Genomic DNA, 25,323 nt, shown 5'->3' on the forward strand with positions numbered 1-25,323 from the left:
AGATCAGTGGTCACATACATCGTCAGACGGTTGATAGCGGCCGTCATGCTGCTCTTCGTGGTGAGCATCGCGACGTTCGCCATCTTCTTTCTCGTGCCTCGGCTCGCGGGGATGTCTGCTGACGACCTCGCTTCCCGGTACGTGGGCAAGGCGGCCAACGCCCAGGTCATCCACGACACCGCCATCAGGCTGGGCTTCTACGACCCGCTGGCCGTGCAGTACGGGCGGTTCGTGAAGGGCATCTTCGTGGGCATCGAGAGGAACTACGGCCCCGGTGTGGAGCACTGCCCCGCCCCCTGCTTCGGCTACTCCTACGTCACCCAGAACCCCGTGCTGCCGGACCTGCTCGACCGCATCCCGATCACGCTCTCGCTGGCGCTCGGCGCCGCGGTCGTCTGGGTGGTGTTCGGCGTGGCGACGGGCGTGGTGTCGGCCCTCCGGCGCGGCAGCTTCTTCGACCGCCTGTCCATGGGCGTCGCGCTGGCCGGAGTCTCGCTGCCCATCTTCTTCACCGGCATCGTCTCCCTGGCGATCTTCCGCGACCAGCTCGGGCTGGTGGGCGACGTCGCCGACTGGGTGCCGTTCTCCGAATCGCCGGCCATCTGGGCGCAGAACCTCATCCTGCCGTGGGTGACGCTCGCCTTCCTGTACGCCGCCGGGTACGCGCGGCTCACCAGGGCGGGCATGCTGGAGACCATGTCGGAGGACTACATTCGCACGGCCAGGGCGAAGGGGCTTCCCGAGCGGGTCGTGGTGGTCAAGCACGGCCTGCGCGCCACCCTGACCCCCGTGCTCACCATGTTCGGCCTCGACCTCGGCCTGCTGCTCGGCGGGGCCGTGCTCACCGAGAGCACCTTCTCGCTGCCCGGCATGGGCAAGTACGCCGTGGACGCCATCAGCAACAACGACCTTCCCCAGGTGATGGGGGTGACGCTGCTCGCCGCCACGTTCATCATCGTGGCCAACCTAGTAGTCGACCTGCTCTACGCGGTCGTGGACCCGAGGGTGAGGCTTGCGTGACAGGGACCGCGTTTCTCGGCGTCGAGAACCTGAGCATCCACTTCCCGACCGATGACGGCCTGGTCAAGTCCGTGGACGGGCTGTCGTTCGAGCTGGAGCGGGGCAAGACCCTCGGCATCGTCGGGGAGTCCGGCTCGGGCAAGAGCGTGACGAGCCTCGGCATCCTCGGCCTGCACAAGGGCGGGCGGGCGAAGATCTCGGGCGAGATCTGGCTGGACGGCGAGGAACTCGTCGCCGCCTCGCCCGAGCACGTGCGCACGCTGCGCGGCAAGAAGATGGCGATGATCTTCCAGGATCCGCTGTCGGCGATGCACCCCTACTACACGGTGGGCGCGCAGATCATCGAGGCCTACCGCATCCACAACAAGGTCAGCAAGGCGGTCGCCCGCAAGCACGCGATCGACATGCTCGGCCGCGTCGGCATCCCGCAGCCGGACCGGCGCGTGGACAGCTACCCGCACGAGTTCTCCGGCGGCATGCGCCAGCGCGCCATGATCGCCATGGCGCTGTCGTGCGACCCCGAGCTGCTGATCGCCGACGAGCCGACGACCGCGCTGGACGTCACCGTGCAGGCCCAGATCCTGGACCTGATGCGCGACCTGCAGCAGGAGTTCAACTCCGCGCTGATCATCATCACCCACGACCTCGGCGTCGTGGCCGAGCTGTCGGACGACATCCTGGTGATGTACGCCGGCAAGTGCATCGAGTACGGCGCGGCCGAGGACATCTTCGAGCGGCCCGAGCACCCCTACACCTGGGGGCTGCTGGGCTCGATGCCCCGGCTCGACCGCGAGCGCACCGACCGCCTCACCCCGATCAAGGGCACCCCGCCCTCCCTGATCAACGTGCCGTCCGGCTGCGCCTTCCATCCCCGCTGCGCGTTCGAGCCGCGCACCGGCGGCAGAGGGAAGACCGAGGTGCCCCAGCTCCTGGAGACCGAGGGAGGCCACCTGGTGCGCTGCCACATGTCGCGCGAGGAACGCCGCGCCGCCTGGGAGAACGAGATCAAGCCGACCCTGGAGTCCGTGTGAGCCGCCCGTCGGAAGCCCTGCTGTCGGTGCGGGGCCTGGAGAAGCACTTCCCGATCACCAAGGGCCTGGTCAAGCGCCAGGTCGGCGCGGTCAAGGCGGTGGACGGCCTGGACTTCGAGGTCCGCAAGGGCGAGACGCTCGGCCTGGTGGGGGAGTCGGGCTGCGGCAAGACCACCACCGGGCGCCTGATCACCCGCCTGCTGGAGCCCACCGGCGGCGAGATCGTCTTCGAGGGGCGCGACATCACCCACATGTCGCAGGGCGGGCTGCGCCCCCTGCGCCGCGACATGCAGATGATCTTCCAGGACCCCTACAGCTCGCTCAACCCGCGCCACACCGTCGGCGCCATCGTCGGCGCGCCGTTCCGCATCCAGGGCGTGAAGCCCCAGAACGGCGTGAAGAAGGCCGTCCAGGACATCCTCGAACTGGTCGGCCTCAACCCCGAGCACTACAACCGCTACCCGCACGAGTTCTCCGGCGGCCAGCGGCAGCGCATCGGCATCGCCCGCACGCTCGCGCTCAAGCCCAAGCTCATCATCGCCGACGAGCCGGTGTCGGCGCTGGACGTCTCCATCCAGGCCCAGGTCGTCAACCTGCTGGAGGACCTGCAGAACGAGCTCGACCTGACCTACGTCGTCATCGCCCACGACCTGTCGGTCGTCCGGCACATCAGCGACCGGGTCGCGGTCATGTACCTCGGCAAGATCGTCGAGATCGGCGACAGCAAGAGCCTGTACGAGGCGCCGATGCACCCGTACACCAACGCGCTGCTGTCCGCCGTGCCGGTGCCCGACGTCAAGCTGCGGGGCGCGCGCGAGCGCATCCGCCTGCAGGGCGACGTGCCGAGCCCGCTCAACCCGCCGCCGGCGTGCCGCTTCCACACCCGGTGCTGGAAGGCGCAGGAGATCTGCAAGACCCAGGAGCCGCCGCTCGTCGAGCGGGCCGCCGACCACCAGGTCGCCTGCCACTTCCCGGAGAACGTCCCCGCCGAGGCCGTGCCCGGCGACGCGGGGGCGCAGGTGCCCGCCTGACGCGCGGCGCCGGGCCGCGCGGGCCCGGCGCGAGCCCCCGGGCCGGTCAGGGGATCGTGCCCGGGGTGATCAGGCCGGTCTCGTAGGCCAGCACCACGGCCTGCACCCGGTCGCGCAGCGCCAGCTTGGTCAGCACGTTGCCGACGTGCGTCTTCACGGTCGTCTCGCTGACGACCAGCTCGGCGGCGATCTCGGCGTTGGACATGCCCCTGGCGATCAGGCGCAGCACCTCGAGCTCGCGCTCGGTGAGCCGGTTGACGCGCGCCGGGGTGGCCTGCTGCTGGGCCGACGGCAGGCGGGTGGCGAACTTGTCCAGCAGGCGCCGCGTCACGCTCGGCGCCACGATCGCGTCCCCGGCCGCCACGACCCGGATCGCCTGCACCAGCTCGTCGGGCGGGACGTCCTTGAGCAGGAAGCCGCTCGCGCCCGCCCGCAGAGCCTCCACGATGTACTCGTCCAGGTCGAAGGTGGTCAGCACCAGGACGCGGGGCACGTGGGAGCCGGGGGCGGCGTCGCGCACGATGCGCCGGGTCGCCTCGATGCCGTCCACGCCCGGCATGCGGATGTCCATCAGCACCACGTCGGGCAGCAGCGCCCGCGACTGGTCCTGGGCGGTGGCCCCGTTGCCGGCCTCGCCCACCACCGTGATGTCCGGCTCGGCCTCCAGGATCAGGCGGAAGCCCGTGCGCAGAAGGGGCTGGTCGTCGACCAGCAGCACGCGGATCGTCATGTGTCAGTCCTTGAGGGGGAAACGGGCCCGTACCTCGAATCCGCCCCCCTGTCGTGGGCCGATCCGCAGAACTCCACCATAAAGGGCGACACGCTCGCGTATGCCGACCAATCCGTGCCCGGGACGATCGCCGGGGCCGCGCTGCGGGGCTTCCACGCCGCCGTGCCCGTCGTCCTCGACGTGGACCAGCAGCTCGCCCTGCTCGTGGCGCACGGTGACCCACGCCCGGGCCGCCGGGCCCGCGTGGCGCAGGCTGTTGGTCAGGGCCTCCTGGACGAGACGGTAGGCGGCCAGGTCGATGCCCGGCGGGATGACCGGCCGCTCGCCCTCGATCCACAGCTGGGCGCGCAGCCCGGCCTCGCGCATCTGGTCCACCAGGCCGGGCAGGTCCACCATGCCCGGCTGCGGCGCCAGCTCGCCGCTCTCGCCGTCGGTGCGCAGCACGCCGACGATGCCGCGCATCTCGCGCATCGCGGTCCTGCCCATCTCCTCGATGGCCACCAGCGCGTCCCTCGCGGCCTCCGGGCGGGTCTCCAGCACCTTCCGGGCCGCGGCGGCCTGGACGGTCATCACGCTCACGTGGTGGGCCACCACGTCGTGCAGCTCGCGGGCGATGCGCGAGCGCTCCTCGGCGCGCGCGGCCCGGGTGTCGGCCTCCCGGGCCCGCTCCAGGCGCTCGGCGCGGTCGACCAGCTCGGCGAGGTAGGCCCGGCGCAGCCGCACGGACCTGCCGCCCACCCAGACCGTCATCGTCACCACCACGACGATCGCGTGCTGGGTCCACCCGCCGGCGTCGAAGGCGATTACGGCGCTCACGGCGTAGGTGGCGAGCGCGACGGCCGCCGCGACCAGGCTGAGGGCCAGCCCGCGGTAGGCGGCGACGGTGTAGAGCAGGATCAGCGTGACCAGGCCGACGAGCCCGCCCTCGTACCGCAGCGCCGCCAGCGCGATTTGCGGGAGCTGGGCCAGGCAGAGCAGGACGAACGGCCACCGCCTGCGCAGCGCCGTCAGCAGGCAGGTGCCGACGGCCAGGACGGCGGCGACGGCGTTGAACGAGTACGCCGGGAGCCGCCCCTGCGAGGCGTCCTGGGCGGAGACGAGCCCGGCGAACGCGAGCGAGAGCACCGCCAGCAGGACCGCGAGGACCGAGTCGCCGAAGAGGGGATGGCTTCTGAGCCAGGCTCGCGGACTTACGGGGGTGGTGCGCACCCTCTCAATTTAGGACGACTTCCCGGTAGGCCACCCCTCTGAGGTCGGATATCCCCCTCATCCTGCGGAAGGATCCGCCGGGGCCCCCGCGACCGGGGCGAGGTCCTCCCCGCGCGGTCTCAGCGGACGTGGCGGCCTGGGCGGTCCCGGCCGTCGCGGCTCCGCACGTCCTCGGCGCGCTCCGCGGGTGCGGCGGGCAGGCAGAGCAGGAAGGCGACGCCGGAGTCCCCGGCGTCCTCGTTCTTCCCGCCGCCGGGCCGGCCGCGCACCCACAGCGTCCCCTCGTGGGCGAGGGCACGGGCCAGGGCCAGCGCGAGACCGGCGCTCTCGCTCTGCGGCAGCCCGGCGGCGTCCAGCCGGGCGAACCGCCGGAACGGGCCCCGCGGGTCCGGCCCGCCGCCGACGGTCAGCCGGGCGGTGTCGCCGTCACGGGACGCCTCGACGCGGACGGCGCCGTCGTGGCGGGCCGCGAGGTCCAGCAGGATGCCGACGACCTGGGCGAGCCGGGGGCGCACGGCGTCCACCAGGATCCCCACTGTGCCGGACACCCGCACCCCGGCCCGGCGGGCGGCCTGCTCCCCGGCCAGCGTGAGCAGGTCGGTGGGTTCGGGGGCGGCCGGCTCGCCGTGCCGGGGGCCGTCGAGCGCGGCCAGGTCGCCGATGATCGCCTCCAGGCGGTCCACGCCGGCCAGCGCGCGGGCGGCGAGGTCGCCCGGGTCGGTCTCGCCGGGGTGCAGCCGCGCCTCCTCCAGTTCGGCGCGGATCGCCGCCACCGACGTCCGCAGCGCGTGCGCGACGTCGGCGTCGAACCGGTGCCCCTCCTCGGCCGCCGCCTGGTGCCGCTCCTCGGCCGTCGCCTGGTGCCGCTCCTCGGCCGTCGCCCGGGGCCCCTTCCCAGGCGTCGCCTCGGTGGAGGGGACGGGCCGCCGGGCGGAGGCCCGCCGTCCGAAAGGTCCACCCGCCGCCGCGGGCCGCATGTCCTGCGCCGCGCAGGGGCATCCCCACGGCGTGATCACGGGCGCGGCTCCCGGCGCGCGGAGCGGCCGCGCGTGGGCGGGGTCGCACCGCCCGCGCGTGCGGGTGATCTGCTCCATCAGGGCCTCGCCTCCCGGTCGCCGGCGGCCGGCGCCGTCGCGCCCGGCCGGTCCCTCCTTCAGGGAAACACGGCAGGACCAGGCGGGAGCGGCCCGAACTGGCCCCTGCCGGACAGGGACCATCAGGGCCACCCTCCAGCCTTGACATAAGGGACATACTGGGCATATGGCCGCCGTGGAGAGGGAGGAAGGCGCGCTGGGCGGGTTCCTGCGGTCCCGCCGTGCCCGGCTGTGCCCCAAGGACGTCGGCATCGACGCCGACTCGGGCAGGCGCCGCGTCCCCGGCCTGCGCCGCGAGGAGCTCGCCCGCCTCGCCGGCGTCAGCGTCGAGTACTACACCCGCCTGGAACAGGGCCGCAGCCGCAACGCCTCCCACGAGGTGCTCGACGCGATCGCGGACGCGCTGCGCCTCGACGAGACCGAGCGCGCGTACATGCGGCACCTGTCCCGCCCGGCGCGCGCCCGGCGGCCCGGACGCCCGGCCCCGCCGCAGCGGGTGCCCCCCACGGCCGTCAGGCTCCTGGAGGTGCTGGAGGCCGCCGGCGCCCCGGCGACCGTGATAGGCCGCCGCACCGACATCCTGGCCGCCAACCGGCTGACGAGGGCGCTGATCGCCGACTTCGACCGCATCCCGGCCCGCGACCGCAACGTGGCGAGGTTCGTCTTCCTGGACCCGCGCGCCCCCGGCCTCTACGGCGACTGGCGGGGCGTGGCCCGCCACGTCGCCGCCCTCCCGCACTTCGACGCCGGCCGCCACCCGGAGGACCCGCTGACGCGGGCCCTGGTCCGCGAGCTGCTGGACAGGAGCGAGGACTTCCGCCGGGCGTGGGCCGCCCACGACGTCCACGAGCGGGTGTACGGCGTCACGAGCTACCGCAACCGGATCGTGGGCGACGTCGAGCTCACCTACCAGGCGCTCTCGCTGCCGGAGGATTCCGACCAGCGGATCTTCGTCTACACCGCCGAGCCGGGCTCCCCCTCCGAGACGGCCATGCGGGCGCTCGCCCGGTGGGTCCAGGACGGCGGGCTGACCGGCCCCGCCCCGGCCTGAGGCGGCGCGGGGCGCACGGCGCGCCGGTCGCCGAGCGGCGCACAGCCGGCCGCCCGCAGGCGCGCCTCAGAGCTCGTCGGTCGCGGAGCGGCGCGCACCCCGGATCGTGTCGCCGGGACGGCGGTCGGGCACCGGCGGGGGGGTGCCGCCCCACTCCGGGCAGAGGGCCTGGTAGTCGCACCAGTCGCAGAGCCGGCTGCGCCGGGCGCGCCACTCGCGCGTGGTGAGCGCCCGCTCGATGGCCTCCCACAGGGCCTGCACCTTGCGCTCGGTCGCCCGCAGGTCGGCCTCGTCGGGCGCGTAGCGCAGCACCTCGCCGTTGCCGAGGTACATGAGCTGGAGCACGCGGGGCACCGTGCCGCGCAGCCGCCACAGCACCAGGGCGTAGAACTTCATCTGGAACAGGGCCTTGGCCTCGAAGTCGGGGCCGGGCGCGCTGCCGGTCTTGTAGTCGACGACGCGCAGGTCGCCGGTGGGGGCGACGTCGAGCCTGTCGATGTAGCCGCGCAGCATGAGCCCGCTGTCGAGCACCGCCTCCACGTACAGCTCCCGCTGGGCCGGCTCCAGCAGCCGTGGATCCTCCAGGGCGAAGTAGCGCTCCAGCATCTGGTGGGCCTGCGCCAGCCACCGGTCCCGCTCGGCCTCGTCGTCGAACAGGGCCGAGTACTCGGGGGTGCGGCCGAGCAGGCGCGCCCACTGCGGGTCGAGCAGGGCCTGCGCCGCGGCGACCGTGCGCTCGGCCGCCGGCAGGTCGTACAGGCGCTCCAGCACGGCGTGCACCAGGGTGCCGCGCACGGCGGCGGGGGAGGGCCGCTCGGGGAGCTGGTCGATCACCCGGAAGCGGTAGAGCAGCGGACATGTCATGAAGTCGCCCGCCCGCGAGGGCGACAGGCTGCCGATGACCGTGGGCGGCTCCGTGATGCTCATGGAGGGAACTGTAAGTCAGCCCGCCGACACTTCGGGCGCGGGCGGCGCACGTGATCGGCCTACGGCCTCCGGGAGGCGCGTAGCATCGAGGCACAAGGAGGGAAGACGACGAACATGAGCACCCAGACCCCGCAACGGCCCGAGTCGCCGGGGCTGCGCATGGGGCGCCCCTTCGGCATCCCCGTCTACGTCTCGCCGACCTGGCTGATCGTCGCGGCGTTCATCACCTACACCTTCCAGCCCCAGGTCGCCGACGGCCTGCCCGGCAAGGGCGCCGTCGTGACCTATCTCGTGGCCTTCGTTTTCGCCGTCTTCCTGTACCTCTCGGTGCTGCTGCACGAGCTGGCGCACTGCGTCGTGGCCCGTTACTTCGGCCTGCCCGTGCGCCGCATCACGCTCTACCTGCTCGGCGGCGTCTCCGAGATCGAGCGCGAGCCCGAGACGCCGACGCGCGAGTTCCTGGTGGCCTTCGCAGGCCCGCTGCTGTCCCTCGGCCTGGCCGGGATCGGTTTCGTCCTGAGCGAGTTCATCCCCCAGGGCACCATCCCTCATGTCCTGGTGTTCCAGCTCTGGGTCTCCAACCTGATCGTCGGCGTCTTCAACCTGCTGCCCGGCCTCCCGCTGGACGGCGGGCGCATGCTCCGCGCCGGTGTGTGGAAGATCACTCGCAACTCCGGCACGGGCACCATCGCCGCCGCCTGGTTCGGCCGGGCCCTCGCCGTGGCGCTGGTCGCGGTGCCGCTGCTGTCCTCGCTGGTGACCGGTCAGGAGCCCCCGGGCCTGTGGCTCATGCTCTGGTCGGTGCTGCTGGCCTCGTTCATCTGGATCGGCGCCTCGCAGGCGCTGCGCGTGGCCAGGGTCCGCGCCCGCCTGCCGCGCGTCCAGGCCCGCGCGCTGGCCCGGCGGGCGATCGCGGTCACCGCCGAGGTGCCGCTGGCCGAGGCCATGCGCAGGGCCACGCAGGCGGAGGCGGGGGCCATGGTCGTCGTCGACCACGAGGGACATCCGATCGCCATCGTCAACGAGTCGGCGGTCACGGCCACGCCCGAGCAGCGGCGGCCCTGGGTGACGGTCGGCTCGCTGGCGCGCAGCCTGGAGCCCTCGCTCGTGCTGCCGGCCGACCTGTCGGGGGAGTCCCTGCTCGACGCCATGCGCGACGCGCCCTCCGGCGAGTACCTGCTCGTGGAGCGCGGCGGCGACGTCTACGGCGTGCTGGTGACCGCCGACGTCAACCGCGTCTTCGCCGGCGTCTGACCTACGGTCCCGCGGCGCGCCGCCCGTTCGCCCGGCGTGGCAGGGCATCTGGGACTTCGCGGCCGGCCGTTTGGCTCGCCGCCCCAGGTGCAGGAAGGAATTGTTCGGTGGTTTTTGCTACGGTCCGGTGCCATTGGATATGTGTTCTGCCTCGTCCCGCCGCCATGCCCTGGACGCATGCTCGTCCCGGCGCCGGCCGGCGGCCGAGGGTCTGACGCGGGTGCCGTTCGTCCGGTCGTGAAGTCCGGGGAGGAGAGTTTCTGTGACGGAGCAAGGCGTGGGGGTGGTGCGTCCGCTCCCCGGCGACGGGCTGATCGCTCATATGGGCGGCCTGCTGCTGGTGTGCGACGCGGCCGACGGCGTCGCCGAGGAGCTGGTGACGGCGCTGCGGGACACCGCGGCGGCCGGAGGTGACGGCCGTGCGCTGGCCCGGCGCGTCGCCCAGGTCCTCGCGCGGGCGATGACGGCCGAGCCGGTCGCCTGCGCGGTCGCCGGGCGCGCCGGCGGCGGCATCGCGGTGCTGGTCAGCGGCGACGCCCAGGCGGCCATCACCGGGCCGGGCACCGACGTCCGCCTGGACGGCAAGGACGCGCTCACCTGGACCGACCGCCTGGTCACCACGCAGGTGAGCACGGTCGAGCTGCGGCTGCCCAGTGCGGGCCGCCCGTTCAGGCAGGCCCGGCTGGACGCCGGCGTGGTCCCCGGCGGCGGCCTGGTCTCCGACCTCGCCGAGGCGGACGGCGGCCTGCCCGCCCGTCCCGCGCCGCGTCCGGAGCCCGCGCCCCGCCCGGCGGCCCACGACCCGTTCCCCGCCGCCGAGGCCGCGCGTCCCGAGCCGGCGCCCGGCCCGGCCGCGTTCGGCGTGGAGGCGCCGCCGCCGATCTCCTCCCCGCCCGGCGTGAGCGCGCCCCCGCCGCCCGCCGACCTGCCCGGCCCGCCGCGCGAGTACGAGCAGCCGTTCGTCCCCGGTCCCGAGGCGCCGCGGCAGGCCCCCGGCGGCGGCCACACCGGCGCCCAGGAGTTCGACCCCTTCCCGCCCGCCGGTCCTCCCGCGGGCGAGCCCGACCACGCCTCCGGCCCGCTCCTGGAGCCCACCGAGATGGGGCCCACGCCCGAGCCGCCGAGCCGTCCCATGGTGTACGGGGTGGACTGCCAGAACGACCACTTCAACGACCCGCGGGTGCCCTACTGCGCGGTGTGCGGGGTGGCCCTGGTGCAGCGCAACCTCGTGCCCTACAAGGGGGAGCGGCCCTCGCTCGGGGTGCTCGCCCTCGACGACGGCATGACGCTGGCCCTCGACGCCGACTACCTGCTCGGCCGCGACCCCGATCGCGCGCCCGAGGTCACCTCCGGCGAGGCGCGCCCGGCCCGGGTGACCAGCCCCGACGGCTCGGTCTCCCGCCGCCACCTGCGCGTGCGGCTGGACGGCTGGGACGTCAACCTGGTGGACCTCGGATCGGTCAACGGCACCCAGGTGCAGCCGCCGGGGGATCCGAACTTCTACGACATCCCGCCGAACGAGCCGGTGCCGATCCTGCCGGGCACGACCGTGCGCATCGGCGTCTCGCGCACCATGCGCTACGACGGCCACCGGCAGGGCTGACCCGCCGCGCCTCCCCGTCCCGGGCGCCTACCGGCCGCCCGGCGGGGTGGCGCCCCGCGGTCCCTGGGCGGCGCGGCCGATCACGGCCACCAGCTCCTCCTCGGTGAGCACGCGCGGCTCGCCGATCGCCTTGGCCTGCACGTAGACCGCGCACAGCCACTCCAGCAGCCGCGCGCCCTCCAGGGCGCGGGGGAGGTCGGCGCCGACGGCCACGGCCCCGTGGTTCTGCATGAGGGCCGCCTGTCTGCCCTCCAGCGCCGCGCCGACGTGGGCGGCCAGCTCGGGGGTGCCGTAGGTCGCGTAGGGGGCCACGCGGACAGTGCCGCCGAGCAGCAGCGTGTTGTAGTGGATCGGCGGCAGCTCGCGCATCGTCGCCGACACCACCACCGCGTAGGTGGAATGGGTGTGCACGATCGCCGCCGTGCCGGTGCTCTCGTAGATCGCCAGGTGCATGGGCACCTCCGAGGACGGGTCGCGCGCCCCCTCCACCACCTCGCCGGACAGGTCCAGCACCGGGCAGTCCCCGGGGGTGAGCGCGTCCAGGGCCACCCCGCCGGGCGTGACCGCGACCAGGTCGCCGCGCCGCACGCTGACGTTGCCGGAGGTGCCGAGCACCAGGCCGTCCCCGACCATGCGCCGGCCGGTCTCGCACAGCAGCGCGCGCTCCTCGGCCAGCCTCACGACGCCCCGCCGAGGCGGTCCAGCTCGGCGGTCATCAGCCGCCGCAGGGTCTCGGGGGAGAGGCGGTCGGGGTAGAGGAGCCGGTGGAGGCTGAGCCCGTCCACCAGCGCGAGCAGCCGCTCGGCGGCGTCGTCCAGGTCCTGGCCCGGGGCGATCTCCCCGGCCCTCTCCGCGGCGTCGAGCAGGGCGCGCACCAGGTGGCGCAGCTCGGCGGCCTCCTCGCGCTGGACCTCGAGCAGCGTCCCCCCGGTCAGGCTCCTGCCCCAGAAGCCGACCTCGAGCGCGGTCTCGCGGGCCCGCTCCTCGTCCAGCGGCAGGTTGTCCAGCAGCAGCTCGCGCAGGGCCGCCAGGCCGGTGAGCCCGGCCAGCTTGGCGCGCAGCCGTTCCACGATGCGGCGGTGCGAGGAGCGCAGCGCCGACAGCAGGATGTCGTCCTTGTCGGCGAAGTAGTGGGTGAGCACGCCGTTGGAGTAGCCCGCCTCCTTGGCGATGGCGCGGGTGGTGGCCGCGTCGATCCCCTCGCGCAGGATGACCCTGCGGGCGGCGTCCACCACCTCCTCGCGGCGCACGTCGTGATCGACGATCTTCGGCATTCCGTCCCTCCACCCGGCTTGACATTTTAGTCGGACGCCCGTCTATCATCCCGGAATCCGCATCCAAGAAGGTACCGACATGACCGTCCTCACGCTCGGTGTCCACATCGTCGACGTGCTCGCCAGGCCCGTGGAGTCCATCCCGCCAGGGCAGGACACCCATCTGGTGGAGCAGATCCGCGTCACCGCCGCCGGGGCCGCGGCGGGCACGGCGGTCGCCCTGGCCAAGCTCGGCGTGCCGGTCGCCTCGGCGGGCGCGGTCGGCGTGGACGAGCTCGGCGACCTGCTCCTGATGATCATGTCGAGGCACGGCGTCGACGTGGGCGGCGTGGTGCGCAAGCCCGGGGAGCAGACCGCCGCCTCGATCCTGCCGATCCGTCCCGACGGAGGCCGCCCCTCCTTCCACGTCCCCGGCGCGAACCTCGTCTACGCCCTGGCCGACCTGGACCCCGGCGCGCTCACCCGCGCCCGGGTGATCCACCTCGGCGGCGTGGACGTGACCTTCGGCCTGCACGACCCCGCGTTCCTCGAGCTGCTCGCCTCCGCCCGCGAGGCCGGCGCGGTGGTCACCATGGACCTGCTGTCGAACATGGCCGAGCTCATGCCCGGCGCCCGCGCCTTCCTGCCCTACGTCGACTACTTCCTGCCCAACGAGGAGCAGGCGCTGCTGATCAGCGGCGCCCCCGGCGTGGAGGAGGCCGCCCGGCTGCTGCTGGAGGACGGGCCCGCCGGGGTGCTCGTCACGCGCGGCGCCGAGGGCAGCCTGGTCGCCACCTTCGACGGCCTCGTGCGCGTGCCCGCCCTGGAGACGCCCGTCGTCGACACCACCGGCTGCGGCGACGCCTACTGCGCGGGCTTCATCGCCGGACTGCTGGAGGGCCAGGACCTCACCACCGCCGCCCGCCTCGGCGCCGCCGTGGCCGCCCGGGTCGCCGGAGGGCTCGGCTCGGACGCCGGGCTGGACGGGGTGACCGTCCGCGACCTCGCCCAGCGCGCCCTCCCCGGTATCGAAGGGATCTGACATGTCACACACCACCCCCGGGCGCGACGCGTCCCTGCGCGAGCGGGCCGCCAAGGTCGTCCCCGGCGGCATGTACGGCCACCTCAACGCCGCGATCTTCACCCCCGCCTACCCGCAGTTCTTCGTCAGGGGCGAGGGCTGCCGCCAGTGGGACGCCGACGGGCGCGAGTACGTCGACCTCATGTGCAGCTGGGGCCCGATGATCCTCGGCCACCGGCACCCGGCCGTCGAGGAGGCCGCCGCCGCCCAGCGCGCCCAAGGCGACTGCCTCAACGGGCCGGGCCCGGTCATGGTCGAGCTGGCCGAGCTCATGGTGGACACCATCCCCTCGGCCGACTGGGTCATGTTCTCCAAGAACGGCACCGACGCCACCACCCAGGCCCTCATGGTCGCCCGCGCCGCCACCGGCCGCGACAAGGTGCTCGTCGCGCACGGCGCCTACCACGGCGCCGACCCCTGGTGCACGCCGAGCACGGCCGGCACCACCGCCGCCGAGCGCGCCGACCTCGTCGAGTACCCCTACAACGACCTGGAGGGCGCCGAGGCCGCCGCCGGGTACGCCGACGGCGAGGTGGCCGCCATCCTCGCCACCCCGTTCAAGCACGACTCCTTCGAGGACCAGGAGCCCGTGGACCCCGCCTTCGCCCGCGGCCTGCGCGCCCTGGCCGACCGGATCGGCGCCGCCCTGGTCCTCGACGACGTCCGCGCCGGGTTCCGGCTGGACCCGCGCGGCTCCTGGGAGCCGCTCGGCGTGCGCCCCGACCTGACGGCGTGGAGCAAGGCCATGGGCAACGGGTACGCCATCGCCGCCGTCACGGGCGCCGACGCCCTGCGCGGCGCGGCTCAGACGCTGTACTCCACCGGCTCGTTCTGGTTCTCCGCGGTGCCCATGGCCGCCGCCAAGGCCACGATCGAGACGCTCCGCGACATCGGCGGCGTCGCGCTCATGGAGCGCGCGGGCGCCCGGCTGCGCGAGGGCCTGGCCGCGCAGGCGGCCGCGCACGGCTTCACGGTGCGCCAGACCGGCCCCGTGCAGATCCCCTGGCTGTCCTTCGAGGGCGACGCGACCCTGGAGAAGGGCATGCACTGGGCCTCCGCCTGCCTGGAGGAGGGCGTCTACCTGCACCCGTGGCACAACTGGTTCATGTCCGCCGCGCACACCGACGCCGACGTCGACCGCGCCCTGGCCGGCACCGACGCCGCCTTCGCCAAGCTGCGGGCGAGGTACGGCGGCGACTGAGCTTCGCCCGGGCCCGCGGCGTCAGCCGCGCAGCCGGACCCACTGGACGTCGTCGTGGCGCTCGCCGCCGGGGCCGGGCAGCAGCTCCTTGATCAGTGCCTCCCGGGTGAACCCCGCGCGTTCCAGCACCGACTGGGAGGCGGTGTTGTGCACGGCGGTGCCGGCCACCAGCCGGTGCAGCGGCGTGGCCGCGTACGCCCAGTCGGCCAGCAGGCGCACGGCCCGCGTCATGAACCCCCGGCCGCGGAACCGGCTGTGCAGACCGTAGCCGATCATGCCCTGCGCCAGGGGCGGGACGATGTTCATGAGCTGGATGTGCCCCGCGAACGCGCCCGAGGCGGCGTCCCTGACGCTCAGCTCGGCCCGTTCGCCCGCCAGCCACCACGTCGGGGTGTACCGGCAGCGGTGCTCGGTCTGCGCGCGCGACGGAGGCTCGGGAGGGACGCTGTAGGCGTAGGAGTCGGGTTCGGCGGCCATCTCCTGGTAGGCGTCCACGTCGTCCATGGTCAGCGGGACCAGCCGCACGACGCCGTCGGTCAGCTCGCCGCCGGGCAGGGCGGGCAGGTAGGACCGCTGCGGCTCGCCGGAGTCGCCGGCCAGGCGGGCGAAGGTCACCAGGTCGGCGTACCCGCCGCCCCTGAGCGGCCGGGCGTCCCTCAGCAGCCCATCGCGCTGGAACCCCGCCGCCATCGCCACGCTCTGGCTCGCCGGATTCTCCACCTCTGCGAAGATCGTCAAGCGATGGATGCCCTGGGCGAACGCCCACTCGGCCAGCGCCCGCACGGCCGCCGTCGCCACGCCCCGCCCGCGCGCCCATGGGGCGACCAGGTAGCCGATCTCCGCGCCGCGCCCGCGGGAGTCCGGCGGCTTCAGCGAGCAGTCGCCGAGCCACGCGCCGCTCGCCGCGTCGGCGATGGCGAACGAGGCGCCCCCGCCGCTCCAGAACCCCGGCGCCGTCTGGGTGATGTGGAAGAGCGCGTCCTGCGGGGTGCACGGCGAAGGGATCCCGGGTCTGAACCGTACGATCAGGGGGTCGGCGCAGGCGCGGACACGGGCCTCGGCGTCCGCGGCGACCGTCTCGCGGAGTACGATCGGTCCTGCGGGGATGGGGGCACGGGGGAGCATGCCCCAGTGCTACCAGCATCGCGCGCGAAGGTCGAACGGCTTTCCGCCGGTTGCGGTCCCCCCTATCCGGGCCCGCCGCCCTTCACCGGCGGGCCGTGGGCGCATATAGCCTTACGGGCATGGGTTTTCGCAGGCACGGGCCGTTCCAGCCCGGCGATCAGGTACAGCTCACCGATCCCAAGGACAAGCGGCATACGGTGACGCTGCGCGAGGGTGCTCAGTTCCACACGCACAAGGGCTCGATCCCTCATGACGACCTGATCGGCTCGCCCGAGGGCTCGGTGGTCCGCTCCTCCGGCGGCACCCCCTACCTGGCCTTCCGCCACCTGCTCCAGGACTACACGGTCTCCATGCCGCGGGGCGCGGCCGTCGTCTACCCCAAGGACTGCGGCCAGATCGTCGCCATGGCCGACGTCTTCCCGGGCGCCAGGGTCGTGGAGGCCGGCGTCGGGTCGGGGGCGCTCACCTGCTTCCTGCTCCGGGCGGTGGGCGAGTCCGGCAGCCTCACCTCCTACGAGCGCCGGCAGGACTTCGCCGACATCGCGCGCAAGAACGTCGAGAAGTTCTACGGCGGCCCTGTGGAACAGTGGCGGCTGGTGGTGGGCGACCTGGTGGCCTCGCTGGACGAGACCGACGTCGACCGCGTCATCCTGGACATGCTCGCTCCTTGGGAATGTGTGGACGCGGCGGCCAAGGCGCTGACGCCCGGGGGCGTGATCTGCTGTTATGTGGCCACGACGACGCAGCTCTCGCGCACCGTCGAAACCCTGCGCGATCACGGAAGTTTCACCGAGCCGCATTCGTGGGAAACCTTGGTCCGCGACTGGCATGTCGAGGGGCTCGCGGTCCGTCCCGACCACCGCATGGTGGGGCACACGGGCTTTCTCATCACGTCCCGTCGCATGGCGGACGGCGTCACGCCCCCGCCCAAGCGCCGCCGCCCCGCCAAGGGCGCGTATGGGGAGGAGACGGCCATATGACCTCTGGCATCCGCGTGTGGCGATTCGGTAAACAATCATGGTTGGGGTCGGCGTATGGGAACAGAACCGATTGAGTAGCTGCTTACAAGCAATGAGCCGCCAATAGGGCCCTAAACGCTGAACACTGGATGTAATGACACGAACACTCCCCGGCCAGGTTACGGATGCCCCCGAGATAGGTAGGGTCTTGAGTAGTCGCCCTCGACTGGGAAGGAGGTGACTGTGGCAGCTCGCGAGGACGCTGAGGCCAGAGCCGCCCAGCGCGAACGGGAGGTCGCCGACCTCACAACTCAGGTCTCCTTCCTCCAGGAGGAGATCACCGCGTTGCGCCGGAAGCTGGCCGAGTCCCCCCGGCAAGCCAGGGTCCTGGAGGAACGTCTCCATGAGGTGCAGGCCAATCTCGCGGCCGTCACCGGTCAGAACGAGAGGCTGGTGGCCACCCTCAAGGAGGCCAGAGACCAGATCGTCGCCCTGAAGGAGGAGGTCGACCGGCTGGCGCAGCCGCCGTCCGGGTTCGGCGTCTTCCTGGAGGCCCGCGAGGACGGCACCGTGGAGGTGTTCACCGGCGGGCGCAAGCTCCGGGTGAACGTCAGCCCCGCGGTCGACGCCGCGTCGATCAAGCGTGGCCAGGAGGTCATGCTCAACGAGGCGCTCAACGTCGTCGAGGCCCTCGGGTACGAGACGGTCGGCGAGATCGTCATGCTGAAGGAGCTCCTCGAGGACGGGCAGCGCGCGCTCGTCATCTCCCACGCCGACGAGGAGCGCGTCGTGCGCCTGGCCGAGTCCCTGCTCGACCAGCCCATCCGCGCCGGCGACTCCCTCCTGCTCGAGCCCCGCTCGGGCCACGTCTACGAGCGCATCCCCAAGTCCGAGGTCGAAGAGCTGGTGCTGGAGGAGGTCCCCGACATCTCCTACGAGGAGATCGGCGGCCTCTCGCGGCAGATCGAGCAGATCAGGGACGCCATCGAGCTGCCCTACCTGCACGCCGACCTGTTCCGCGAGCACCACCTGCGTCCCCCCAAGGGCGTGCTGCTCTACGGCCCTCCCGGCTGCGGCAAGACCCTCATCGCCAAGGCCGTCGCCAACTCCCTGGCCAAGCAGGTCGCCGAGAAGACCGGACAGTCCGGCAAGAGCTTCTTCCTCAACATCAAGGGCCCCGAGCTCCTCAACAAGTACGTCGGCGAGACCGAGCGGCACATCCGCCTGGTCTTCCAGCGGGCCCGTGAGAAGGCCTCCGAGGGCACCCCGGTGATCGTGTTCTTCGACGAGATGGACTCGATCTTCCGGACCCGAGGCTCCGGCGTCTCCTCCGACGTCGAGAACACCATCGTCCCCCAGCTCCTGTCCGAGATCGACGGCGTCGAGGGCCTGGAGAACGTCATCGTCATCGGCGCCTCCAACCGCGAGGACATGATCGACCCCGCGATCCTGCGGCCGGGCCGCCTGGACGTGAAGATCAAGATCGAGCGGCCGGACGCCGAGGCGGCCAAGGACATCTTCTCGAAGTACATCACCACGGGCCTGCCCCTCCACACCGACGACGTGACCGAGCACAGCGGCTCGCGCGAGGCCACCGTCGGCGGCATGATCCAGCGGGTCGTGGAACGCATGTACACCGAGAGCGAGGAGAACCGCTTCCTCGAGGTGACCTACGCCAACGGTGACAAGGAGGTCCTGTACTTCAAGGACTTCAACTCCGGCGCCATGATCCAGAACATCGTGGACCGGGGCAAGAAGATGGCCATCAAGGCGTTCCTGGAGACCGGGCAGAAGGGTCTGCGCATCTCCCACCTCATGGCCGCCTGCGTGGACGAGTTCAGCGAGAACGAGGATCTCCCGAACACCACCAACCCCGACGACTGGGCCCGCATCTCCGGAAAGAAGGGCGAGCGGATCGTCTACATCCGCACGCTCGTCTCCGGCAAGCAGGGCACCGAGGCCGGGCGGTCCATCGACACGGTCGCCAACACCGGCCAGTACCTCTGATTGAGACCGCAAATGCGACGGCGTGGTTCCCAGGGCGGGCCGCGCCGTCGCCGTTTCGGAGGAGGTCGCGGCGTGGGCGCGCGGGCGGCGGACCGGGCGGTCCCCCCGGCCGCGCGACGGTCTAGGCTCGTGGTTACGGGTCGCGCGATGGCGGCGGTCCGGGTGCGAGGGAGCACAGACGAAGGGCTGGCAGCGTGACGGTACGGCGGGTGATGGGCATCGAGACCGAGTACGGAATTTCCGTACCCGGTCAGCCGGGCGCGAACGCGATGGTGACCTCCTCACAGGTGGTCAACGCCTACCTGGCGGCCTCGGCCGCGCGGGCACGGCGCGCCAGATGGGACTTCGAGGAGGAGAATCCGCTTCGCGACGCCCGGGGCTTCGACCTGGCCCGCGAGATCGCCGATCCCACCCAGCTCACCGACGAGGATCTCGGGCTCGCCAACGTCATCCTCACCAACGGCGCGCGGCTGTACGTCGACCACGCCCACCCCGAATACTCCACCCCCGAGTGCACCAACCCCCGCGCGGCGGTCATCTGGGACAAGGCGGGCGAGCGCGTCATGCACGACGCCGCGGTCCGCGCGTCCGCGATGCCGGGGAACGCCCCCATCCAGCTCTACAAGAACAACACCGACAACAAGGGCGCGTCCTACGGCTGCCACGAGAACTACCTCATGCGCCGGGCCACGCCCTTCGCCGACATCGTCAGGCACCTGACGCCGTTCTTCGTCTCCCGCCAGGTCGTGTGCGGGGCCGGCCGCGTCGGCATCGGGCAGGACTCGCGGGGCGACGGCTTCCAGATCAGCCAGCGCGCCGACTTCTTCGAGGTCGAGGTCGGCCTGGAGACCACGCTGAAGCGGCCCATCATCAACACCCGCGACGAGCCGCACGCCGACCCCGAGAAGTACCGCCGGCTGCACGTCATCATCGGCGACGCCAACATGTCGGAGATCTCCACCTACCTCAAGCTGGGGTCCACCGCGCTCGTGCTCGCCATGATCGAGGACGGCTTCCTCACCGGCGACCTGTCGGTCGAGAGCCCCGTGGCCGCGCTGCGCGCCGTCTCCCACGACCCCACCTGCAAGCACGAGGTCACCCTGCGCGACGGCCGCAGGATGACCGCCGTGCAGCTCCAGATGGAGTACCTGGAGCAGGCCCGCAAGTACGTCGAGGACCGTTTCGGCTCGGCCGTGGACGACATGACCAAGGACGTGCTGAACCGCTGGGAGTCGGTGCTGACCCGCCTCGCCGAGGACCCCATGCAGCTCTCCCGCGAGCTGGACTGGGTGGCCAAGCTGGAGCTGCTGGAGGGCTACCGCACCCGCGACGGCCTCGCCTGGGGCCACCCGCGGCTCCAGCTCGTGGACCTGCAGTACAGCGACATCCGCCCCGACCGCGGCCTGTACAACCGCCTGGTCGCCCGCGACCGCATGCAGCGCCTGGTCACCGAGGACGACGTCCAGCGCGCGATCGAGCTGCCGCCGAACGACACCCGTGCCTACTTCCGCGGCCGGTGCCTGCGGCAGTACAGCGAGTCGGTCGCCGCCGCCTCCTGGGACTCGGTCATCTTCGACATCCCCGGCCGCGAGTCGCTGCAGCGCGTGCCCACCCTGGAGCCGCTGCGCGGCACCAAGGCGCACGTCGGCGAGCTGCTCGACCGCTGCCGTACCGCCTCCGAGCTGGTCGCCGCCCTCACGGGATCTACATCGTAAAGGCGCCCGGCGGGAACAGGCCGCTGCCGGTGAGCCGCATCGGCGGCACCGCGATGCCCTCCTTGCGCAGGATGTCCGACAGCAGCACGGCGGCCTGGTCGCTGGTGAGGCGCTCGGCCGGGTCCGCGTGCAGCAGTCCCTCCAGCAGGCCGCGCAGGGCCCCGGCGCGGTGGGAGGGCCGTGCCTCGTCCGGGGTGTCGGTCAGGATGTCGCCGCCCGTGACGGGCGGCCTGCCCTCCACCGAGAAGTACAGCGTGGCCCCGAAGGACCACAGGTCGGCCGCCTGGGTGGCGGGGTGGCCGCGCATGCGCTCGGGGGCGATGTAGCCGGGGGAGCCGACGATCGGCATCGTGTTGTGGTGCGTCGGCTCGCCCTGGAGCACCGCGATCCCGAAGTCGCTGAGCACCACGCGCTCGCCGGTGAGCAGGACGTTGCCGGGCTTGATGTCCCGGTGCAGCACCCCGGCCGCGTGGGCGTGGCGCAGGCCGCTGAGCAGGTGGAAGCCGATCCAGGCGGTCCAGTGGACGGGCAGGCGCCCGAGGTGCCAGGCCGTCGCCTGGAGGGTCAGGGCCTCCACCAGCTCCATGACGATCCAGAGCCGCCCGTCCTCCTCCAGCAGGTCGTGCACGGTGACGATCGCGGGATGGCTGAGCCGGGCGGCCGACCGCGCCTCGCGCAGCGCGTGCCGCCTGGCCGTCCTGACGTCGAACTCCTCGTCCTGCCGGGCGGGGCGCAGCTCCTTGATCGCGACGTCGCGGGCGAGCCGGCGGTCGTGCGCCCGCCAGACGATGCCCATGCCCCCTTGTCCCAGCGGTGAGATCAGCCGGTATCGATCTCCGAGCAGCTGCGCGTGGTCCGCTCTCATGTCACCCGTTCACTCGGCGTCCTGCTCTGCCCCATAGCCGCTCCATTTTTCCGTCTGGAGAGGGATGGTCACCCGCGGATCACCGGTAAATGCCGAAAGGGTCAGATAACGATCTGATCTACAGGAGGCCGAATCCCAAGATCAGCGTACCCGCCGCGAGGCTCGCCCCGCCGAGGCCGGTCAGCCAGATCAGCTTGTTCGGCTTGGTGTCGGAGGGCCGCACGACCGACAGGAAGAAGCCGAGCGGCATGAGGATCGGGGCCGCGACGATCAGCCAGCGCACGAGCGTCTTGAGGCCGTCGCCGTAGCCGGTGTGGTCGACGTAGACCATCGCCACCAGGGCGAGGATCACCAGGACGCCCGCGTGGGCGTGCCCCGCGCGCCACAGCCCGCGGCGCACCGGGTTGTCGAGGTAGCCGGGCGTGCGCCGGCCGATGAACGACAGCAGGGACGCGCCGCCGATCGCGACGGCCGTGACGGTGATGAGCACCACTCCTGCGGTGGTGAGGGACGCCGGGGACATCGTTGCTCCTCCTGAGGGGTTTCCGGTCCGCCCGCCCGGCGCCGGGCGGGCGTTGGACAGTGCTCCTATCTAATCATTGGATAGGAGCACTGTCTAGTTGGTTGAATTGAGCGCATTTCTGCGGATTTGCCGGGCCCAGTACCGGGGAGGCTGTCAAGCAGAACGGCCTCCTCCAGCCGGTCACGCGCAGATCACCGGACGATCCGCGCGAAATGTCGTCCGGTTCGGGGAAGATATGAGTCAGATGCGTCCCCCAAGCGGAGGTACCACATGGCGACGAAGGACACCGGCGGTCAGAAGCACACGAGTCGGCAGGAGTCCGAGGTCGAGGAGACCGAGGGCCAGTCCTCTTCCGACGTCCAGGAGCGTCAGGAGAAGCTCACCGACGACGTCGACGCGATCCTCGACGAGATCGACGAGGTCCTCGAGGAGAACGCCGAAGAGTTCGTGCGCAGCTACGTGCAGAAGGGCGGCCAGTAGGCCCGCGCGGCGGGCGACCGGTGAACGTGCCGGCGCCCGGCGGAACCGCTCCGCCCTCGATGACGCGCGTCGCTCCGCTCCGGCGGACGTCGCGACCCACGCGGGCGGAGCGGCAGGTGACCCGGCCGCGCAGGCGACCCGGGATGACCCTTTGACGGTGTGATCAGCGAAGCACGACCGGAAACCCGACCTCTGAACGCGCCCGCCCTCGGGTGGTGACGGCGGACTCGCACCCCGCCGTCACCCGAGGCGCGCGCCGCGCCCACATATACGCCCCAAGGCGAACACGTCCACGACGCCGGCCCCGTCCCACGATCAGCGGTCCCACGGCCGGTCCGCGGTCAGCGGACGTGCACCGTGGCGATCTCGAACGGCCTCAGGGGCAGGCGGAGCACGCCCTCGGTCACCTCCAGCGGCCGTAGCCCCTGGCCCAGGGTGTCCGCGAGCCGGGCGGCCGTGAACGCGCCGCGCAGCACCGCCTCGGTGCGCACGGACCGCAGCGCCACCAGACGCACCTCCAGCCATTCCCCGCGCCACCGCAGCGCCCCCAGCACGACCCCGTCCCCGCCCAACTCCAGCACCCCCGCCTCCTGGCCCCACGCCCCTGCCGCGTGCCGCCAGGCCTCCCGTGCGGCGGGGTCGGGCGTGGTGGTTCCGGGGACGGCCAGCAGGTCGTGGTGGTACTCCTCGGCCAGGCGCGCGAGCCCGGCCCGGTCCCAGTCCTCCTCGTGGACCAGGACGGCGAAATGCGTCGTCACCGGGCCCGGGCACTGGGCGTCCGGCGTGGCGACCTGCGGCCCGGCGGGCTCGTCCCGGAGGGGGTTGCCGTTGCGCGACAGATACCCCACCGCCCGCAGCAACGTCACGGCCAACTCGGCGGCGGGTTCGGCGGTCGTCGTGTTCGCCGGGGAGTGGAGCAGTTCGTACTCGACGGTGTGGCCGGGGAGGACCGCGAGGCCGCCCGCGGTGACGAAGCCGGAGGCGGGGAAGGTGGGCAGGGGTTCCTCGCCGCCTCCGCCCTCGGCCGAGGTGCCGCGCCGCACCACCGCGTACTGGCCGCCGGCGAACGACTCGGCGGCCGGGCGGGGCGTGGGCGCGTGCCAGCGCACCCGGTGGTCACGGCAGGGGTTGTCGAACGTGACGGCGAGCCGCAGGTACGGCTCTCCGGCCCGCAGCTCGGCCCGCGTGGTCACGGTGACCTCCGCGGCGCGCGCCGCGCGTCCCTCGCCTTCCGCGCCGACCGGCCACGCGTACATCCGGGCGATCTCCAGGACCGAGACCAGGGGGCCGGCGCAGACCAGGCGCGTCCCGGCCCGGCCAGGGGTCGCGACGAGCCGGTCGGCGGCGGGCGGCGCGTGGTTGTAGGTGTCGCCGGCGTCGCCCCCGTCGACGATCCGCCCCACGCCCCGCGCGGTGAGCCCGGAGCGCGCGGTGAGCGTCAGCGTCCCGTCCGCCTCGGCCGCCACCCGCAGCAGGCCGTTGTCCAGCACGCCGTCCTCCGGCACCCGGACGGCCGCCGGAGGGAACGGCGGCGCGTCCGGAACCGGGGCGGTCACAGGGGCCGGGGTGGTGGTGAGGAACGCGCGGGCGAGCGGGGGGACGTCGACGAGGGCGGCCACGGTGACGGTGGGCTCGGCGACCGTGCGCACCAGCCAGGGACCCGGGTGGCGGGCCGCCGCCTCGGCGATGGCGGCCTTCAGGTCGGCGTACCGGTAGCCGCCGGTGGGGTGGCGGGCGACGACCACCGTGAAGACGTCGTCCTCGGCGGACCAGGACACGATCTCCTGGCCGAACAGCTCCCGCTCGTGGACGCGGCCGAGCAGCCGGGTCAGGTCCGTCATGCGGGTCTCGTCCAGCAGCGTCGGCGCGTGGTCCAGCACCTGGACGGGCACCACGGTCCCGTCCTCGGCGGCGAGCCCGGCCAGGTCACCGGGCAGGTCGGCGAGCACGAGCCCGGTCCTGCGTACGGGCGAGGGGTTGACCACGGCGAGCCGCCCCGGCCCCGCCGCCTCCGCCAGCGAGGCGCTCACCAGGTCGGTCACGGCCTGCCCGATCTGCTCCGCCTCGGCGATCCGCGCCGCGACCTGCCCGGCGGTCTCGTCGGCGCCGCACCCGGTGATGGAGTCGTGCCCGCTGCAGGCGATCACCTGACGCCAGGCCAGCTCGATCAGCCGCCCGGCCGCCGCCCGCTCGCCGCCGCCGAGCCACAGCGCCGCCAGCGGCTCGGCGTAGCGGGTGAGGACGCGCTCGGCCCGGCCCATGGCCTGCTTGAGCGGCACGCGCGCCGACAGCACGCCCGGCAGGATGTTGGCCCGCGCGTGCGAGCGCAGCTCGCCGTCCACGACCGGCGCGTCCCCGGGGACGGTGAGCGCGCCGGGCAGGGAGAGGTACTCGCCGAGGGTGGCCAGGCGCAGCCCGGAGCCGGTGATCCCGCGCGCGGGCGCGGAGTGGTCGGCGCCGTACATCGCCAGCAGCGGGCCGTCCGCCTGCCAGCGACGCATGGTCTCGGCGAACGCGGCCACCCGGTCGGGCAGGCCCTCCTCGGGCCCGGAGAACAGCGCGACCGCGTTGCCGTACCCGCCCGGCAGGTACTTGACGGGGATCACGGTCCCGTCGGCCCCCTTCCAGGCGAAGGCGTCGCGCCGGACCGCGGCCGGGACCCCGCGCCACAGGCACGCCACCCGCAGCCCCGCCAGGGCGAGGATCTGCGGCATCTGCGCGCAGTGCCCGAACTGGTCGGGCAGGTAGCCCACCTCCATGGCCCCGCCCAGCTCCCGTGCGCCGCGCAGGCCGTACTCCAGGTTGCGGATCAAGGTCTCGCCCGAGCAGAGGAACTCGTCGGCCAGGATCATCCACGGGCCCGCGGCGAACCGGCCCTCCGCGGTCAGGCGCGCCAGCGCGGCGCGGCGCTCCGGGCGGATCTCCAGGTAGTCGTGGACGGCGGCGAGCTGGCCGTCCATGGTGAACCGGTAGGCGGGGTCGGCGTCCATGGCGTCCAGCACCTCGTCCAGCATGCGCACCAGTCCCATGCGGAACCGCTGGAACGGCAGGTACCACTCCCGGTCCCAGTGGGTGTGCGGGACCACGACGACGCGGTCCGCCTCGCCGGGGGGAGAGGGCATCGGGGGGACGGGCATCGCCGGTGTGGATGCGCTCACGACAGG

Annotated in this window: 22 protein-coding genes; 12 read left to right on the top strand and 10 right to left on the bottom strand. The window is 73.0% G+C overall.

The window, feature by feature from the left end:
* The first annotated feature begins 6 nt into the window (after positions 1-6).
* The 3 genes from BJ981_RS34180 to BJ981_RS34190 are packed head-to-tail and all read left to right on the top strand — an operon-like array spanning position 7 to position 3,082.
* Complete coding sequence (locus BJ981_RS34180) at positions 7-1,020, top strand: ABC transporter permease (RefSeq protein WP_184617477.1); 1,014 nt, start codon at positions 7-9, stop codon at positions 1,018-1,020.
* Positions 1,017-2,051: an ABC transporter ATP-binding protein gene (locus BJ981_RS34185; RefSeq protein ID WP_184617478.1), complete on the top strand. Its 1,035-nt coding sequence runs from the start codon at positions 1,017-1,019 to the stop codon at positions 2,049-2,051. The genes BJ981_RS34180 and BJ981_RS34185 overlap by 4 nt, the downstream gene beginning before the upstream one ends.
* Positions 2,048-3,082, top strand: coding sequence for an ABC transporter ATP-binding protein (locus BJ981_RS34190; RefSeq protein WP_184617479.1), 1,035 nt, complete (start codon positions 2,048-2,050; stop codon positions 3,080-3,082). Before BJ981_RS34185 ends, BJ981_RS34190 begins: the two co-directional genes overlap by 4 nt.
* Positions 3,083-3,128: 46 nt before the next feature.
* Here BJ981_RS34190 and BJ981_RS34195 read toward each other — a convergent pair whose 3' ends face one another.
* The 3 genes from BJ981_RS34195 to BJ981_RS34205 all read right to left on the bottom strand — a co-directional run bounded on the left by BJ981_RS34195 (position 3,129) and on the right by BJ981_RS34205 (position 6,115).
* Positions 3,129-3,812 (bottom strand): response regulator, encoded by a 684-nt coding sequence (locus BJ981_RS34195; RefSeq protein ID WP_184617480.1) that lies wholly within the window; start codon positions 3,810-3,812, stop codon positions 3,129-3,131.
* A gap of 3 nt (positions 3,813-3,815) precedes the next feature.
* Positions 3,816-5,021, bottom strand: coding sequence for a sensor histidine kinase (locus BJ981_RS34200; RefSeq protein WP_184617481.1), 1,206 nt, complete (start codon positions 5,019-5,021; stop codon positions 3,816-3,818).
* Between the two features lie 119 nt (positions 5,022-5,140).
* On the bottom strand, positions 5,141-6,115 hold the full coding sequence (locus tag BJ981_RS34205) for a sensor histidine kinase family protein (RefSeq protein ID WP_184617482.1): 975 nt from the start codon (positions 6,113-6,115) through the stop codon (positions 5,141-5,143).
* Positions 6,116-6,281: 166 nt separating this feature from the next.
* Here BJ981_RS34205 and BJ981_RS34210 point away from each other — a divergent pair, with 166 nt between their 5' ends.
* Positions 6,282-7,166, top strand: coding sequence for a helix-turn-helix domain-containing protein (locus BJ981_RS34210; protein WP_184617483.1), 885 nt, complete (start codon positions 6,282-6,284; stop codon positions 7,164-7,166).
* A 66-nt stretch (positions 7,167-7,232) separates the two neighbouring features.
* On the opposite strand, the gene BJ981_RS34215 is transcribed toward BJ981_RS34210, so the two are convergent.
* A complete protein-coding gene (locus BJ981_RS34215; RefSeq protein ID WP_184617484.1) occupies positions 7,233-8,093 on the bottom strand; it encodes a RecB family exonuclease in 861 nt (286 codons plus the stop codon).
* A 114-nt stretch (positions 8,094-8,207) separates the two neighbouring features.
* On the opposite strand from BJ981_RS34215, the gene BJ981_RS34220 reads away from it, so the two are divergent.
* Together BJ981_RS34220 and BJ981_RS34225 are read left to right on the top strand one after the other, a co-directional pair.
* On the top strand, positions 8,208-9,347 hold the full coding sequence (locus BJ981_RS34220; protein WP_239139115.1) for a site-2 protease family protein: 1,140 nt from the start codon (positions 8,208-8,210) through the stop codon (positions 9,345-9,347).
* A gap of 262 nt (positions 9,348-9,609) precedes the next feature.
* Positions 9,610-10,950: an FHA domain-containing protein gene (locus BJ981_RS34225; protein WP_184617485.1), complete on the top strand. Its 1,341-nt coding sequence runs from the start codon at positions 9,610-9,612 to the stop codon at positions 10,948-10,950.
* Positions 10,951-10,977: 27 nt separating this feature from the next.
* Here the strand turns inward: BJ981_RS34225 and BJ981_RS34230 are convergent, their stop codons facing one another.
* Together BJ981_RS34230 and BJ981_RS34235 are read right to left on the bottom strand one after the other, a co-directional pair.
* A complete protein-coding gene (locus BJ981_RS34230) occupies positions 10,978-11,631 on the bottom strand; it encodes a class II aldolase/adducin family protein (protein WP_184617486.1) in 654 nt (217 codons plus the stop codon).
* On the bottom strand, positions 11,628-12,224 hold the full coding sequence (locus BJ981_RS34235; protein ID WP_184617487.1) for a TetR/AcrR family transcriptional regulator: 597 nt from the start codon (positions 12,222-12,224) through the stop codon (positions 11,628-11,630). Before BJ981_RS34235 ends, BJ981_RS34230 begins: the two co-directional genes overlap by 4 nt.
* Positions 12,225-12,303: 79 nt before the next feature.
* Here BJ981_RS34235 and BJ981_RS34240 point away from each other — a divergent pair, with 79 nt between their 5' ends.
* Complete coding sequence (locus BJ981_RS34240; protein WP_184617488.1) at positions 12,304-13,245, top strand: carbohydrate kinase family protein; 942 nt, start codon at positions 12,304-12,306, stop codon at positions 13,243-13,245.
* Between the two features lies 1 nt (position 13,246).
* Entirely contained in the window at positions 13,247-14,485 is a 1,239-nt protein-coding gene (locus BJ981_RS34245) for an aminotransferase class III-fold pyridoxal phosphate-dependent enzyme (protein ID WP_184617489.1), read from the top strand.
* Between the two features lie 21 nt (positions 14,486-14,506).
* On the opposite strand, the gene BJ981_RS34250 is transcribed toward BJ981_RS34245, so the two are convergent.
* The gene (locus BJ981_RS34250; RefSeq protein ID WP_184617490.1) at positions 14,507-15,610 is read right to left on the bottom strand and encodes a GNAT family N-acetyltransferase; all 1,104 of its coding nucleotides are present in this window, start codon (positions 15,608-15,610) and stop codon (positions 14,507-14,509) included.
* A gap of 119 nt (positions 15,611-15,729) precedes the next feature.
* Here BJ981_RS34250 and BJ981_RS34255 point away from each other — a divergent pair, with 119 nt between their 5' ends.
* The 3 genes from BJ981_RS34255 to dop all read left to right on the top strand — a co-directional run bounded on the left by BJ981_RS34255 (position 15,730) and on the right by dop (position 20,291).
* Positions 15,730-16,590: a tRNA (adenine-N1)-methyltransferase gene (locus BJ981_RS34255; protein ID WP_184617491.1), complete on the top strand. Its 861-nt coding sequence runs from the start codon at positions 15,730-15,732 to the stop codon at positions 16,588-16,590.
* Between the two features lie 222 nt (positions 16,591-16,812).
* Positions 16,813-18,576, top strand: coding sequence for a proteasome ATPase (gene arc, locus BJ981_RS34260; RefSeq protein ID WP_184617492.1), 1,764 nt, complete (start codon positions 16,813-16,815; stop codon positions 18,574-18,576).
* Between the two features lie 194 nt (positions 18,577-18,770).
* Complete coding sequence (dop, locus tag BJ981_RS34265) at positions 18,771-20,291, top strand: depupylase/deamidase Dop (RefSeq protein WP_372436890.1); 1,521 nt, start codon at positions 18,771-18,773, stop codon at positions 20,289-20,291.
* Here dop and BJ981_RS34270 read toward each other — a convergent pair.
* Entirely contained in the window at positions 20,281-21,156 is an 876-nt protein-coding gene (locus BJ981_RS34270) for a serine/threonine-protein kinase (RefSeq protein ID WP_184617493.1), read from the bottom strand. The genes dop and BJ981_RS34270 overlap by 11 nt on opposite strands.
* A gap of 118 nt (positions 21,157-21,274) precedes the next feature.
* Positions 21,275-21,679 (bottom strand): hypothetical protein, encoded by a 405-nt coding sequence (locus BJ981_RS34275; protein WP_184617494.1) that lies wholly within the window; start codon positions 21,677-21,679, stop codon positions 21,275-21,277.
* A 270-nt stretch (positions 21,680-21,949) separates the two neighbouring features.
* Between BJ981_RS34275 and BJ981_RS34280 the strand changes: the two genes are divergently transcribed.
* Positions 21,950-22,159, top strand: coding sequence for a ubiquitin-like protein Pup (locus BJ981_RS34280; protein ID WP_184617495.1), 210 nt, complete (start codon positions 21,950-21,952; stop codon positions 22,157-22,159).
* A gap of 341 nt (positions 22,160-22,500) precedes the next feature.
* Here BJ981_RS34280 and BJ981_RS34285 read toward each other — a convergent pair whose 3' ends face one another.
* The gene (locus BJ981_RS34285) at positions 22,501-25,317 is read right to left on the bottom strand and encodes a glycoside hydrolase family 38 N-terminal domain-containing protein (protein WP_239139114.1); all 2,817 of its coding nucleotides are present in this window, start codon (positions 25,315-25,317) and stop codon (positions 22,501-22,503) included.
* Positions 25,318-25,323 lie beyond the last annotated feature (6 nt).

Origin of the sequence: Sphaerisporangium krabiense, from assembly GCF_014200435.1 — a bacterium.
Classification (GTDB): Bacteria; Actinomycetota; Actinomycetes; order Streptosporangiales; family Streptosporangiaceae; genus Sphaerisporangium; species Sphaerisporangium krabiense.